General features: G+C 40.9%; 9 protein-coding genes. All 9 read right to left on the bottom strand.

Annotation, left to right across the window (positions count from 1 at the left end; genetic code table 11):
- A partial coding sequence (locus B3H30_RS00345) for a phosphatase PAP2 family protein (protein ID WP_286832970.1) occupies positions 1 to 835 on the bottom strand: 835 nt, incomplete at its 3' end.
- Positions 836 to 1,576: 741 nt separating this feature from the next.
- On the bottom strand, positions 1,577 to 1,900 hold the full coding sequence (locus tag B3H30_RS24815) for a DUF6660 family protein (protein WP_353681976.1): 324 nt from the start codon (positions 1,898 to 1,900) through the stop codon (positions 1,577 to 1,579).
- 162 nt (positions 1,901 to 2,062) lie between these two features.
- On the bottom strand, positions 2,063 to 2,956 hold the full coding sequence (locus B3H30_RS00340) for a cation diffusion facilitator family transporter (RefSeq protein WP_088160826.1): 894 nt from the start codon (positions 2,954 to 2,956) through the stop codon (positions 2,063 to 2,065).
- A 324-nt stretch (positions 2,957 to 3,280) separates the two neighbouring features.
- On the bottom strand, positions 3,281 to 5,440 hold the full coding sequence (locus tag B3H30_RS00335) for a glycoside hydrolase family 97 protein (protein WP_088160825.1): 2,160 nt from the start codon (positions 5,438 to 5,440) through the stop codon (positions 3,281 to 3,283).
- A 12-nt stretch (positions 5,441 to 5,452) separates the two neighbouring features.
- A complete protein-coding gene (locus B3H30_RS00330; protein ID WP_198386060.1) occupies positions 5,453 to 7,957 on the bottom strand; it encodes a glycoside hydrolase family 31 protein in 2,505 nt (834 codons plus the stop codon).
- Between the two features lie 9 nt (positions 7,958 to 7,966).
- Positions 7,967 to 9,718, bottom strand: a complete 1,752-nt coding sequence (locus tag B3H30_RS00325; protein ID WP_088160823.1) for a glycoside hydrolase family 66 protein — start codon at positions 9,716 to 9,718, stop codon at positions 7,967 to 7,969.
- 80 nt (positions 9,719 to 9,798) lie between these two features.
- Positions 9,799 to 11,262, bottom strand: coding sequence for a SusF/SusE family outer membrane protein (locus B3H30_RS00320; protein WP_088160822.1), 1,464 nt, complete (start codon positions 11,260 to 11,262; stop codon positions 9,799 to 9,801).
- A 39-nt stretch (positions 11,263 to 11,301) separates the two neighbouring features.
- Positions 11,302 to 12,795 carry a RagB/SusD family nutrient uptake outer membrane protein gene (locus B3H30_RS00315; RefSeq protein ID WP_286770828.1) on the bottom strand — a complete coding sequence of 498 codons (1,494 nt, stop codon included), beginning with the start codon at positions 12,793 to 12,795 and terminating at the stop codon, positions 11,302 to 11,304.
- 12 nt (positions 12,796 to 12,807) lie between these two features.
- A complete protein-coding gene (locus B3H30_RS00310) occupies positions 12,808 to 15,801 on the bottom strand; it encodes a SusC/RagA family TonB-linked outer membrane protein (protein ID WP_088160820.1) in 2,994 nt (997 codons plus the stop codon).
- Between the last annotated feature and the right edge of the window lie 21 nt (positions 15,802 to 15,822).

The following is a 15,822-nucleotide window of genomic DNA, read 5'->3' as shown; positions in this document are numbered from 1 at the left end:
AACGTTTAGGACGCAAGTGATATCTCATCAAAAGAATAAATGACGAAACAAACAAACTTAAACAAGAAAAATAAAAGATAAATAAATTACTATTTACAATTTTAAAAATCCCAAATACAATAGATCCAAAAAATAGAGCAATAAATAATGGATAGTTTTCTCCTTTACCAATCCAATTCCACATTCCATATCTTTTAATAAATAAAATCCCTAGTATTCCAGAAATATAGCCTATAATACTTCCGAATAAAACATCTAATAAGAAATGAGCTCCTACCGCGACTCGCGTTAGACATAATATAATTCCTAAACAAACAATAAATGACGTCCAAAGAAGCTTAAAATACTTATCTGCAGGCATTAAAACTAAAAGAACAACAGTCAGGACAGTAAAAATTGTAATCGAATGCCCAGAAGGAAGACTATTGCTTCCATAATATGCTTTACCTATAATCACAAAACTATTTTCATGAAACGCTGATGCTGGTCTTGGAACTTTAAATAACCATTTCAAAGGGGAGCATATTAAACCAGAAATAATACTAGCTGATATAAGTGCTTCCCATAATTTAGGTATATAAACTAATAAAGGTGTGAGTAAGGAGAGAAAAATAAAAGCATCTCCTAGTTGTGTCAGATTGTATTGAATTAGTGGAAATTTTGCTAATTCAAAATTTAGGTAAAAAAAAGCTTCCTTCTGAATTTCTATATACGAATTAATAGAAAAAGCATCATTTAAATAAATATAAATGGTTATTATTAACAGTAGAATAAGTGGCAAATAAAGATAAGTGAGTTTTACTCTATTTACATTTAAAACGGTTTTTTCTTTCATTGTTTGATTAATCTTAAAATATTAGGCTTAAAAATTTTAAATACTTATTCTTATCCAAATACACCAGTAATCTTGTCTAAGAATAACTTTACACTGCGTTTATGAAAATTTTAATGTCTTATCCCTCTATAGTGTAAATAGGTATGTTTTATTTGAACAATAAAAGCTATAATCAATGCTATTAGAATTACAATTATAAAAAACACCATGAGTGGAGATCTTTTTCTTCTCTTATAGTGATTAGGAACACTTTTTACAACATTTCTTTTCCTTTTTTTAGTAGGAGATTGTCTTCGATAATACTTCTGCTTTTTTTTCATTCCAATTTTCAGATGTTAAAGCATTCTGTTATTTAATAATAATAAATCGATGATTTCGTGTAGAAGACATTGCTAAGGATATTCGTTATCAGACGACCGCCAATTACTATATTACTTTCAGGAAAATAGCATGCTTCAGAAAATAAATAGCAGGATGCCAAAACCAGTAATGACCTTGTTCTTAATATTGAATTTTATGATTATGCCAAACACAATGTATATCGCTAGTTAACATTTAAAAATCAAGCTTGCCCATATCTCGTGAACAAAAAAGGTAAGGAATAAAAGAAAGTAGTATAAGGTAGGAAGAATCAAATATTGCTTGATGACATTGATTAATCTTTTGGCATCACGCAGTAAGAAATCAAAAGTAATATATAAATATACATTATACCCTAACTCACTTAAATTTCAAATGAATTTAGGAGAAAAATTTTGGCGGCTGCCAGATAGTACCTGAATACTGGGAGAAAAAGCTACAATCCCACATTCTCATTTTTTTCTTTAAGAATAACTGTATTGGAACGTGCAATTCAGGAACATTAAAACTGAAGGAAACAACTGAGATACTACAGCATGTGCACTGGCAAAAGGGTGTACAATAATCGTCCTTGTCCTTGTCATGTCTATGGCTAGTTTCATTCGCGTATTTGGAAAGAGCTTCACAACTATTATTAATATCCCCACAAGGCACTGTAAAGAGTGCTAAGATATAAAATAACAATATAGCTGCTTTCCATCTCATATTTAAAACAAAAGTAATAAAAAAACTCCTTTCTTATTAATTTTGAATAAAATTATACTTACTATGCTTAAGTATTAGCAACACTATTTTTTATTGAGACCTTATATAATCTCTTATTTCATTTTTGTTTGCAAAGCCTTATAAAAATAGCTTTTTAATAAATTAGTCATGTACGTTAATGTCTTGCTGCCTCTTTGATTCAATTTGAAAAGTTGTATGCGACAGTTTAAAATCCTTTGTAGCCCTATCATTTAAAGCAGCAAGGATAATATCTGTATCCATTTTACTGTGCACCAAAACATGAGAACTCATAGCGTTGACGCCTGATGTGAGAGACCAGACATGGAGATCATGTATTTCTATTACGCCATCCACTTGTTCAAGTGTATTTCTCAGTTTTTCTATATCGACATCCTTTGGGGTGCTCTCCAACAAGACATTTATAGCTTCTTTCAAAAGTTTCCAAGTCCTAGGGAAAATAAGTAAGCCAATAGCAGCGGAAATGAGAGGATCGGCATAATACCAATCTGTAATCAGCATGATAATACCCGCAATCATCACCCCTATTGATGTTAACCCGTCAGATAAAACCTCAAAATAAGCACCTTTCATATTCAAACTTTCAGATGAATCTTTTCGTATGATTATGATTCCTATTATATTTACTATAAGGCCAATTCCCGCGACTAACATCATGCTGCCACTCTGTACCTTGGGAGGATCCATAAATCGCTGCCAAGATTCGAAAAGAACATAAATTGAGATAGCAAGCAGTACGACAGCATTTATAACTGCAGCCAATATCTCTGTTCTAAAATATCCAAAAGTCTTTTTAGAATTGGCTTTTCTTTCGCCAATCTTAATAGCAATAAATGACAAAAAAAGTCCAGCTACATCCGTAAACATGTGTGCTGCATCTGCCAACAAGGCTAGACTTTTTGTCAATATACCTCCTACGACCTCTGCAATTAAATAGGTTCCACTTAATCCTAAAACGATTAGTAGATTCCTTTTATGCCTACTGGATGCAGAAGGCTCTTTATAAGTTTGCTCCATAAAATATTTACCAATAATAAAATAGTACAATTTAACTGACAAGCAACGGCATTAAGAACACTTTGGAAATTAATTGATACAGAACTTAATATTCAACTGCTAATTACCACTAACAAATTCTTTCTATTTATATGTACATAAGTGACAATTGTTAAAATCAAATAATTCAAATTTCAGTATTTTTTATAAAAATGTGCTACAAATAATTTTAGCGATAGTATGTTCCTTAAATATAACTAATATCTTTTTCGTGGTCAATTTTTATACAAATTTTAAAATATAGACAAACGAGTCAAGATAATATGCTATATGAATGAAAATTAATTATAGTTCCACGATCCGAATAGCAAAGCCACCGCCAGGTGCAGACCTTTGTTTTAATTTACTTTTATTATTTATTTTAAGCTTTTTTATCACATAAGCCTGGGGATTGGTTTTGTAATGAGCATCTGGAGCATCAGCGTAGATCGTAGCTTCATATTTTTTGCCCGTTGTTAAAAAACCAAAATCCAAGATAGATTCATGTCCTTTCTCCCCGCTGACATTCCCGACAAACCATTCATTTTTACCTTTTGATTTACGGGCTATCGTTAGGTATTCTCCCGGTTCTGCTTCGAGATATAGGCTACTGTCCCAATCGACGGCAACATCTTTGATAAACTGAAAAGCATCGATAAAACGCTCATAATTCTCAGGGAGGTCGGCTGCCATCTGCAATGGACTGTACATGGTCACATACAATGCCAGCTGGTTGGCTAAAGTAGAATTGACATGGGATGTATTCTTAGGATTGATCTTTTGGATGTCCATCTCAAAGATGCCCGGTGTATAGTCCATCGGTCCACCGATAAGCCGCGTAAAAGGTAAAATGGTAACATGGTTTGCATGGTTACCCCCGAATGCCTGATACTCTGTGCCACGTGCAGACTCATTACCGATCAGATTGGGCCAGGTACGTGATAAACCTGTCGGACGTACGGCTTCATGCGCATTGACCATGATCTTATATTTAGCAGCTTTCTCCAAGGCATATTGATAATGGTTATTGATCCACTGACTATAGTGATATTCGCCTCGGGGAATAATATTGCCTACATAGCCACTTTTGACAGCCTCATAACCATTGTCTTTCATAAATCTATAAGCGCTATCCAAATAACGCTCATAATTGCGGACTGCTCCCGAGGTCTCGTGATGCATAATCATCTTAACGCCCTTTTGCTTGGCATAATCCCGGATGCCTGCCAGATCAAAATCGGGATAGGGCGTAACAAAATCAAACACATGATCTTTGGCATTGCCAAACCAATCTTCCCAGCCAATATTCCAGCCCTCGACTAATACGCCATCAAACCCGTGTTTTGCTGCGAAATCAATGTAACGTTTTACATTCGCCGTCTTAGCACCATGTTTGCCATGAGGCTTCACTTTGCTATAGTCCGTTTCACCTAGATGTACACTAGGAAGATCATAGGTATAGGACCACTCGCTCTTTCCGGTAATCATCTCCCACCATACACCTACATATTTAGTAGGCTTTATCCACGAAGGATCTTTAATTTTAGTGGGCTCATTGAGGTTGAGCGTCATCCGGGAAGCCAAAATATCTCTGGCATCATCACTCACCATAATTGTGCGCCAGGGGCTCCGAGCAGGCGTCTGCAAATTGCCCTTGGTCCCATTGGCATCGGGTGTCAGCCAAGATTGAAACACAAAATTTTTGTCATCCAGATTAAGATGCATACAGGCATAATTAATTAAAGCCGCTTCGTGGATATTGATATATAGCCCGTCGTCACTTTTCATCATCAAAGCCGTCTGTACACCTGTAGGCGAAAATGGGGTCTGCGAGGCATTGGGCGTAATCGCTTTGGCCATCAATCCTCTGATCTCAGACAGACGAGACTTGGTGTAATCATACTCCTGGGTATCGTAATCTCCTGGAATCCAAAAAGCTGTATGATCGCCATTCATTGCAAATTGCGTTTTTTCCTCTTTTACAACGAGATAAGTCATCTCCTTTTGCTCGGGAAATTCGTAGCGAAATCCCAAACCTTGGTCAAATAATCTGAAACGGACCACAAGTTTTCTTTTGGACGTTTTCTGTTGCAAGCTAATGGTTAGTTCGTTGTAATGGTTTCGAATCTCACTTTCTTCGCCCCAAACAGGATTCCAGCGCTCATCAACATGTTTGCTTTCTTGTGCCGTCTGTTCAAACTCGTCATACAGTGAACTGGACAACGGTTCTCCATTGCCTTCTCCTGCCCCTGAAAATTCAACTTTCTTGGTATTGCCGGTCAATTCCAATCCTAACTTACTGGGTTTGATTACAGCTTTGCCTTTATAACTCAAGGTATACGTCGGTGCACCTGATGCATCCAGTGAAAACTGAAGTTTCAATTTTCCCGAAGGCGAAAGCAGCTCTTGGGCTTGCAGTCCCAAAGTGATTAAAAATAAACTCATCAAGAGCGTCGTTTTCTTCATTTTTTATGATAATTAGTGGATTTTTATATTTTTCGCATTTCGATTATCCGTCAACTTAACGATACAGCTCCCCTGTTGGGCATCCCATGTCCAACTGGACTCATTTTTCTTTATCGTTGACGTTTGATTATTGTCCGCCACAGCATAGGGTATGGTCTTACCATCAATGGTGACGACATTGGGCTTGCTTTCAAGATGATAGCTTAAGTAGAGCTGTCTTCCTTTGGCAGGTATGTAGCCTTTATCCTGGGGCTGAATCGCTGTTTCAAAATCTCTTTCTGCCAGGGTTGTGCAGGTAAAGCGTGTCGTAGCACCAATACCTTTGAGATAATCCTGTGTCTCACCATCGTCTTCATAAAGTTCAAATGTAGCGGACTCTCCTTCATAATTGGGGAAGATATGGATATAAAGCGGATGTATTGGATCCTGACCGATATATTGCATGATCGGCATCATGGGTACGATAGCACCTTTTTTGACAAACATCGGAATTCGATTCAGAGGTGCTCGGTAGGCAATCTGCTGCCCACCCAGATATACCGTCTTTTTGTCGTTAAAATCAATCCATTCGCCATCGGGCAGATAGAGTTTTTTGATCCGTTCGCCTTTTTTCAGTACAGGGGCCACGAGGATTTCCTGTCCAAACATAAACTGATCATTGATCCCGATAACTTGGTCGTCTTGTGGAAATTCCATAAACAAGCCCCTTAATATAGGTAGACCTGTCTGATGCGCTTTGTACGCATGGGAATAGAGATATGGAAACAGTTGATATTTGAGTTCAATGGCTGTCTTGGCATTTTTTTCGGCGACCTCACCAAATAACCAGGGTTCGACCGCATTGTTGCCTTCGTGATGGGCACGGCTCAATGGATTAAAAATACCAAATTGCATCCAACGTGTATACAGCTCCGCCATAGCAGGGTAGTCTGTAATGTCTCCACAGTAACCTGAAATATCTGTCGTCCAGAATGGAATACCGCCAAGCCCCGCCGATAATCCGACCGCAACCTGATTGGCCAATTGACTCCAGCCTTCAGTCACTTCGGTTCCACTGCCACTATCGCCAGACCAACCAAAGGTATAGCGCTGAAGTCCAGCATATGCTGCGCGTGTCATCTGAAAGATCCGCTTGTTGGGATTACGCTTGTCAAACTGCTCTTTCACCACCTTATCCCAGGTAAGACCGTATACGTTGTGGATCTCGGCATGCATGCCTAACTGGTGTTGCATATGAAGTCTATCAACATCCTCTTCATTGCTCCAGGCAGGCTCCCCCATATCTGTCCAGAAACCACTCACACCATCGGCTAGGGGCTTCTGCTGGAGCTGCCCCCACCAGTCGGCCACAGATGGATTTGTAAAATCAACGACACCACAATTACCACCCCATGGCCAAGGCATATCATAAGATGTACCCGTACGACGGTCCTTGACAAAATATCCTTTTTGATGGGCCTCCTGCCACTGACTCTTATTTGATTGCGACACCACTGGATCTTGTGAGAGAATCATCTTAAAGCCTTTTTCATTCAGCTTTTTGAGCATTCCTTTAGGATCTTTATAATTTCCTTTACGCCAGTTGAAATCTTGCAGTTCCTGTGTCCAGCCTATATCCTGATAGATGATATCACAGGGAATTTCCCGCTTTCGAAATTCGGAAGCGATCTCCAAAGCTTGGTCTTCCCGTGTATAAAGTCCACGGCTCTGTGCAAAACCAAACGCCCACCTCGGTGGCATGATCGGTTTCCCAGTCAATGCGATATATTGCTGTTGGATCTCTTTATAATCCTTTCCATAGATAAAATAGTAGATGAAGGGACCATCTGGTGCTCCAAAGGAATAGGATTCTGTACTGCTGGTTCCAAAGTCAAAAGCTGTTTTATAGGTATTGTCCAAAAAAATACCATAATGGTAGCTGCTCATGAAAAAAGGAATACTCTTATACAATGGATCTTCTTGACTGCTATAACAGGGTTTGTCGCTATTCCACATCTTGTAAGACCGGCCTCTTCGATTGAGCGGCCCAGTCTTTTCGCCTAGGCCAAAGAATTGTTCATCGGGACGCAGTACTTTATGTGCCACCGTCTTGGTACCGCTCGTGCTGTGCCCAAGACTTTTATAATCACTGAAAACCAACTTTTGCCACTTATCGTAAATCAGCAATTGCATGGGATTCTTGTTGAGACGGACACGCAGCTTTCCGGTGAAGATTTCGAAGGTTGCCGGTTCGTTATTCACCTTGATTTCACCGATGTCTTCAAGCTGTTCATGAACTACTGCAAAGGAAGAATTCTTCCTTTGCAATGTGCCGCTGACATCATACCATATCCGAACAACAGAACTGCTGCAAAAATAAAGCTCCAACTTAGCGCCGTCGCTGCAATTGAAAGTCACCTTTCGCCCCTCGATCTGATAATCTTGGCATTGTGTCGCTTTCATCATCTGCCCTGCTGCTCCATGAACGATGGAGATCAGGCAAAACAGCATCAAATAAAAAGATTTTAGTTTATGCATAATAGGTTTTTAATATTCGATCACAACCATGTCCCAATACTTGAGCCCCGGCAGATCTATGGTCAATTTATTTCCTGTCTGCGCTTTAGTAAGCGGAATAGCGACGCCCCCTTGCATATCGGGCGATGCCAGCCATACACGCTTGACAGTACGTGTCACGTCGAGCTTGATCTGTAGGCCATCGATACTGGAGGGTTCCTGTTGGGTCCCATTGGTATCACGCCATTCCATAGTATTGGCATCCTTAAAATTGATCAAATGGATTACATCGCGGTTAGCAAAATATCGCCCATAGCTTGTAATACTGCCTGATCTTGCTTTACCATTACTGATAGTCAAAGCGTTTGTACCGGTGACACTAAAGACCGCGGCTGTACCACCATCTCGCAATACGTTTTGGTAAGCGACCATAAAGTCATAATATTGGATCAGCTTTTCCTTTGTTGTTCCTTTAAGCTGCAGGTTGTTATTTGCAAAATATTCATTGGTCAAATAATGTTCTCCCATTTCAAGGTGAGCCCCTCCATTGGCAAAGATGACCGCATTGGTCAGCAACACGCCTGGCTCATTGACAAAGCCTGCCTGATTGGACTTAGCATAGTTCATATAAGCTGCTAATACGGTATTCTTATTGTAATTGCTAAAACGGTCATTGTCTTGAATAATTTTCACCAATTCATCGTATGATTTGTTAGGATCCCAAACTTCGGTATATAAAAAATCAACAGCAGATGGTGCTATCCCAGACTCCTGACCGTATTGATTAACTGCATTCATCACGTGATACTTGCCCGGAAAAGCCTTCTTTGACGCTGCTATGAATGGGGCGTAGCGCTGCTCTAGTTTCACTTCTTTGCCAGTATAGTCATATAGTTTTCCGCGGTCTCCCAACTGATCAATATGATAGCCGTCAAAATTATAGACCGCAAATACATCTTGATGTCTTTTGTTAATGTAGGTCTGCCAGTCGGAGTTGCCGGGATCGACCAAATAGATATTGCTGCGAAAGGGTGCATTCAACGAATGCCTATCTTTCTCCTGATGTTGATTATCCTTAAAAAGGTACCATTGTTCGGATACCCCATCACTTGCCGCATTGGACAAAGCGCCATACAACAAGTTGTAGAACATCGCTTTCATCCCTTTATCATGAGCGGCCTGAATATAGCCATCCACGGTAGATTTGTAATTAGTCCGGCCGATGAGATCCAGCCAGGAATCAGCCGGATTGGATACTGAACCGGCCAAAGGTTTATGCTGATCCATCTGCCAGTCATAAAACTGGATTCCATTAATATGGAAACGGTTGAGCGTTTCGACATTGCGTTGTATTACCTGCTGATCAAGGCGATCGTAATTGGATACAAATCCATACCGTGGAAACTTGCGCCAGTCAGAAGATACATCAACGGCTATGCTGTAGAGCGGCTTTTTAGTTGTATCATCAGTTTTAAAAAGATAGACCATGTAGCCCCGAAAGTCTGTTGTAGGTGGTGTCCAGGTCCAGCTCAGCTGCGAAAGCGGCTCCTCTTTGATCAATTCGCCCAGATAGGTATAGGCGACACTCAAATTATTGTCGGAGATGGCAGCTGTAAATGTGATCTTTTCCCCAGGTTTATAAACAGCTTTATCTGTATTGATGACAGGCTTAAAATAGGTCTGCCCATAGGTGATCGGGTCTTTTTCAATATCGTAATAGTTGTTGCAGCTCGCGCTTAGAAGGATTCCGCCGGCAACCACAAGTCTGAATATTCGTTTCATCTGTAAATAATTATATCATGCACACAGAAGCTTATTAATTTCCTCCATTTTGTTGATGGAGGAAAAAGCTTAAGATTGATTTATTGTTTGATAATTGTGACTGTTTCCTGTAGCTGATCCAGTATGATACTGTATGTACCCGCAGTGGTCACTTTCCACTTATTATCTGGATTAGAGCCAGACTTGCTAAAGATCATCTGCTCGGTCTGCCCTGAGGGTGTCCTGCCATTTTGTGAAGCCAAAAACCATGCGCCATTCCAATCGGCCTGTTTATCGCAACTAAACTTTAATTCACCGGCTTTAAGTGTTCCAGACCAGGTAAACCTGTGGGGTGTATCACCCTTAACCATTGGGGTTGCTGTGGCAATATCCCAACCATTGGGTGTCGCATCGCCCACAAGATAAATAGCCGGAAACGATGTAAAAGGAGCAATGGTAATTTTATTGGCCCGTAGATCCAGTCTGATCTTATAGATTCCTTTATTAATCCGCCATTTATAATCATTCTTATTTTCACTTTCGGACCACTTGACGACAGGTAGGTCTGTTCCAACGCCTTGTTGATCTGTCTCTGGGCGCAAAAAGACAACGCTTGGATCAAAATCTGGCTTCGTTGCAATCTTAAACTCGTCGGTGCTATTATTAGAATTCAATACGGCATGATAGGTAAAAATAAAAGGGTCATTCGGGTCTTTCACCATAGGCTGAAAGGACCAACCGGTAAAGCCACCCACAAACCACAGTGCATCATACATAGCTCCCTCAATTTCAGTAATGACAATAGATCGATCGATCAGATTGACTTTGACTTGGTATAGTCCAGATTTGGCAACGGTAAATGGAACATCGTAGGGATCTGACTCCGACTCACGATAATAGAGCTTTTCATTATTTGTTCCTTTGTTGTATGAAGGTGTAAAATTGCCCAAGGTGCTGATAAACTTAAACTCGCCCCGGCTCAGTACACCTTGCCATATAAAGGCTCCTGGCGTACCCTGTATCGGATTCATCCTGCTGGCTTTGTTCGCATCCCAGCCGTTGCTTGTTGCGCTACCAAGGATATAGAGTGTTTCGGTAACCGGCTTGTAGGTTTTGATCTTTAAACTAATTATTTGAGACAACTGTGTTGCGCTTTGTCCGTCTTGGGTCTCTGCTATGACACGCGCTTCCAGCTGTGCTCCGCTTCCTGCTGTGATGCCAAGCTTTTCAATCAACAATTGATTAAAATCTTTGGTAACATATCTTTGTGACCGCAATCCTTTCTCAAAAGTACTGTTAATGGAAGGCTTAAAATCCTTACCTTTTTCACCGATTTCAAGGGTATACTTGATGGCTGCATTCGTTCCAAAATTAGAACCCGAAGTCCAGTCGAATACTACAGCTTCCTGCTCCGGGGCGGCAACATTCAATACAATATCTGATGTTGAGACACTGAGTTCTAAGGGACCATCGGGATAGATGACATTGCCAAAATCGTCTTTACAGGACTGACAGAACAAGGACGAGATCAAGATCAAATTGATAATATAATATAGTCTTTTCATCTTTTTAAATTTGTTAGTTGGTTAATTACCAAAATGGATTTAATAACCGGGATTCTGCTTCAAATTTGGATTGGCGTCAATCTCAACTTGAGGAATGGGTAACAACAAATGTTTTGCGGTGGCATTGAGCTTGCCGATGCTGTGCAGAAAGTTAAGCGCATACTGCCCGTTGTCCCAGCGAATCATATCAAACCAGCGTTGTCCTTCAAAAGCAAGTTCTATTCTTCTTTCGTGACGGATTTTTTCACGCATATCAGCTTGGGAAAGCCCTGTAATTGACTTTTTGTCGGTCAAACCTGCTCGTTGTCGCACCATATACAGGGGATCCACCGCTTGAGCCGTATTGCCGAGTTCATTGAGTGCCTCGGCTTTCATCAATAGCACGTCTGCATAACGTAACACAACGATATTGGCCGCATTGGTATTGTAATCGGGTGAAATGGACAATGGAACCAAAAATTTGCGCACGTTATATCCTGTGGACGACATATTGGATTTGTAGGCCTTACCGTCGAAAAGTGGTCCTCCTTCATACAAAACAGTTTTATCTTTGCGCAAGTCTCCAGTTTCGTATTGGGAGACAAACTCAGCTGTTGGCTGATTCCAACCGTAGCCGCCGCCCACCCAGCCCGAATTGCGTGGTCCCATATAGGTGCTCAGCCAGTTTGCCTGATTTTCATCGTCCCAAAATCCGGCCTTGGTAAGTCCATAATATTGTACTTCAAAGAGCGATTCGGCTGTATTTTTATGACGAGGCTCCCCCCCAAAACAATCACTATAGTCTGCATTAAGCACATACCCCAGCGACTCGACCTGATTGCATTGATCAATGCACAACTGATATTGTTTTAGTGTGAGGTAAACTTTTGCCAAAAGGCCTGCCGCAGCTCCTTTACTGACGCGTCCCTTATCCTGATCGGCATATTCCTCACGACGAGGTAACAGTGTAATGGCTTCCTTAAGGTCTGGTACAATGACTTCATTATAGATGCGTTCTTTGCTCACGCGAGCCGGTTTGAGATCATCTCCAGGTTTCGCGGGTACCAATGAAAGCGGCACATCGCCAAACAGCTGAACCAAAATAAAATAATAGTTCGCACGGAGGAATTTGGCTTCGCCAATCAATCTGTTTTTCAATTGGGGATCTATATCCATCGAAGGGACATTTTCCAAGACGGTATTACAATATAAAATACCGGGATTGGGTCCTCGCCAAAGATCAACCGCCGAAAAATTGTCTGGGCCAGTGGAAAAATTGGACAATTGGATCGTTTCTATTCCATCATCGCCACCACCTGCACCCACGGCACTATTCCCTGCCATAATGTCTAATGACCATATACGCATATTGTATAACTTGGGTCGTTGGAGTGGCTGATAAGCCGCATTGATCATTGCAACAGCAGCGGAAGCATCCTTGACGGATTCGGCACTGGGATCCTCAAGAGGTTCTTTATCCAAAAATTTTGAACATGAGCCCAACCAAAGGGGCATCGCCGCAAGGGCCATATAAAATATTTTTTTCATCATCATGAGTCTAATTAGTTAAAATCTAAGGTCCAATCCCAAGCTAAAGTTTTTTGTGATCGGGTAGTTACTATTGTCAACACCTCCTATCACTTCAGGATCGAAGCCAGAATACTTGGTCCAAGTAAACAAATTCTGCCCTGAAAAATAAAACCGCAACCGTCCTGCATGCAGACGTTTGGCTACAGCTTCAGGCAAGGTATAACCTACGGTCAGATTTTTCAGACGCAGGTATTTTCCCTGCTCAATAAAACGATCTGAATTACGTGTATTCTTATTGGGGTCGCTGTAAATCGCTCTCGGCACCTCATTGCTGGTTCCCTCAGCGGTCCAACGATCAAGAACCTTAGTCGTCTGATTTCGTATGGTATACATACCTTCCAAGGTAACCCTATTGGCATTATAGATCTGGTTTCCAGACACCCCCTGAAAGAATACTTCAAGATCTATATTTTTATAGGACAACTTATTATTCATGGCAAAACTCCAACTTGGTGTTGGATTGCCTAAATAGGTCCGGTCATAGTCATTAACAACTCCATCTTTATTGATGTCCCTAAATTTGATATCGCCGGGTGCCGTACTATTAGCGGGATCTGCCCCTTGATATTGATAAGCATAACTATTCACTTCGGCCCAGTTTTGAAAAATACCATTGGTCAAATAGCCATAAAATGATCCAACAGGCTGTCCAATGGTATGGGACTGATAACCGTAGTAAATAGGTACATCGCCATCAAGTCTAACGACCTTATTTCTATTATAGGAGATATTGAAATCGGTATTCCAAACCAATTCTCCTTTTAGGTTTTGGCTACGTAAACTTAATTCCCACCCCTTGTTTTCTACCTCTCCGGCATTGATCATTGGCGTATAGCTGTCTGAATATCCTGTCGTAATGGGCACGCTCATTTTGACAAGCATATCTGAGGTTTTTTTGATGTAAGCATCCATCGTCAACTGGATCCTGTTTTTGAAAAAACTTGCATCAATTCCAACATTCTGTTGTTTGATCGTTTCCCAGCGTATGCCCGGGTTAGGCATAACGAGTGGGTACAATGTCGAAACGGGAATACCATTGAAAACATATTGACCAGTTTTTAAGCGGGCTGATGCAGCATAGTTATCCAACACGGCCTGATTACCGGTAACTCCATAACCGATACGGAGTTTAACATCACTCCAAAAATCATTTTTGTTAAAAAAAGACTCTTCAGAGATACGCCAGGCGGCAGAAAAAGAAGGAAAAGTCCCCCAACGGTTGGCCGAAGCAATTCTTGATGTACCATCACGACGTACAGTGGCCGTAAGGAGATAGCGATTTTTAAACGTATAATTGGCGCGCCCGAAGAATGACAATAACGCCCATTCGTTGCGGCTCCCACCTACAGTTGGATCTAACAAGCCATTATTTAACTGGTTATTATTGTCGGAAAGAAATTCCTTGATACTTCCATTCATGTAATTATAATCATTGTTTTGCGCACTAGAACCTATCATCACATTGATTTCGTGTCCACCCCCGAAAGTATTTGCATAAGTGAGGGTATTGTCCCACAAATAGGTTAGGCTCTTGTTGAAACTTTCACTCCGATAGGAATTGGGAACGGGGATGGGTTTCCAATTGTATTTAGGCGAAAAGGTCATATTGTCCCAAGCCTTATAATCAAGGCCAAGCAAAGTTTTGAAGGTGAAATGATTCAAGAAATTTGCTTCCGCATAGATATTTCCAAGAAGATTATAGCCTTTCGTTGTATTTTGTTCAAGCATGGCAGTCCCGATCGGATTGCGCAGATCGCCATAGAATATAGCTTCATTTCCTGGCCCTGAATAGGTACCATCTTCATTAAAAATTGGTTGTGTAGGCAATGAGGCAAGCGTATTCAATACGCTATAGGAACCATTGTGTTTTACATCATGGCTTAGCGTGAGCGTATTGCCCAATTTGAGCCATGCTGTCTGTTTAGCTTCATTGTTAAACTGAAAATTATACCGTTTGTAATCGGTGTTTTTCACGATGCCATCCTGATTGAGTATACCAGCAGAGACGTAGTACGTATTCTTTTCTCCACCACCAGCATAACTAAGGGCATAATTAGCTAATTTACCTGTCTGTAGGAGCGCATCTAACCAATCTGTTCCTCGGCCAAGCAATGTAGGATCGGCAAAATCCGGTCGTTGACGGTTATTGTTGTTGGCCATCATCTCATTGTGCTGCGACGCAAACTGTTGTGCATTCAGCATTTTGGGTAGGCTCGTTGCCTGCTGAATCGCGTAATTGGCACTTGCCGTAATACTGCCTTTATTTTTATTACCCTTTTTTGTTGAAATCAATACAACACCATTGGCTCCCCTGGAACCATAAATGGCAGTAGCAGAGGCATCCTTGAGGATATCGATTGTCTCCACATCATTTGGATTGAGCGCATTGAGAGACAGATCCGTTGGGACGCCATCAATCACTAACAATGGAGCACTATTGTTGATTGATCCCAGCCCTCGAATCTGTATGGACACATTGCTTCCGGGCGCGCCTGAGTTGATAACCTGTACACCAGAGGCACGTCCTTGAAGCGCTTCGCCAACATTTGCCACAGGCTTATCTTTCATTGCCTCTGCACCCACAGACGCTAAAGAACCTGTCAGATCTTTCTTTTTAACGGTCCCATATCCAATAACAACCACCTCGTCAAGTGCTGTGTTATCCTTGACTAATATAATATTATAAATTGATGCATTGTCTACTTTTAGTTCCTGAGTCTTGTAGCCGATATAGGAGATGCTCAAAACTGAACCATGTGCAACGGTCATTTTAAAATGGCCATTTCGATCTGTCTGTACTTGTTGGGTTGTCCCCTTGTTGTTGACGGAAACAGCTTCAATAGCTAGCTTGTTTTCGTCTTTTACAGTACCCTGAATCTCCCTTTGTTGTGCAAATGAATTTAAACAGATCAAAATCATTGAAAGCATGAGAATGGGATACGTAAAACGTAATCGCCCCTGGTTTTTCATAAAATTTGATTTTTACGTATT

Source organism: Sphingobacterium sp. UBA7038, from assembly GCF_002494055.1.
Lineage (GTDB): Bacteria > Bacteroidota > Bacteroidia > Sphingobacteriales > Sphingobacteriaceae > Sphingobacterium > Sphingobacterium multivorum.
The sequence above is the reverse complement of the archived record's forward strand: the minus strand, read 5'-3'. Positions and strand labels throughout refer to the sequence as shown.